Origin of the sequence: Massilia sp. CT11-108, from assembly GCF_047302915.1 — a bacterium.
Classification (GTDB): domain Bacteria; phylum Pseudomonadota; class Gammaproteobacteria; order Burkholderiales; family Burkholderiaceae_D; genus Telluria; species Telluria orientalis.
Genome location: NZ_JBKYMO010001306.1, coordinates 1 through 387, shown reverse-complemented (window position 1 = coordinate 387; position 387 = coordinate 1). Strand labels below are relative to the sequence as shown.

1 protein-coding gene is annotated in these 387 nt (G+C 72.9%); it reads left to right on the top strand.

Features of this window, described 5'->3' with window-relative positions:
• Nucleotides 1-387: ABC transporter ATP-binding protein (locus ACEN88_RS34530; RefSeq protein WP_413346913.1), on the top strand; the 387-nt coding region annotated here is incomplete at both ends.

Here is a 387-nt window from a genome sequence, read left to right as displayed (position 1 = left end):
GGCAGCGCCAGCGCGTGGCCATCGGCCGCGCCATCGTGCGCAAGCCGCGCGCCTTCCTGTTCGACGAACCGCTGTCGAACCTGGACGCCGCGCTGCGCGCCGACATGCGCGTCGAGATCGCGCGGCTGCACAAGCAGCTGGGCGCGACGATGGTCTACGTGACCCACGACCAGGTCGAGGCAATGACCCTGGCCGACCGCATCGTCGTGCTGGGGCCGACGGGCGTGCAGCAGGTCGGGGCGCCGATGGCGTTGTACGAGCGGCCCGCGAACGTGTTCGTCGCCGGCTTCATCGGCATGCCGAAGATGAACCTCGTCGACGGCACCGTCGACGCGCAGGGCCGGCTCGCGCTGGGCGGCGTGGCGCTGGACTGGCGCGGCCCGGCCG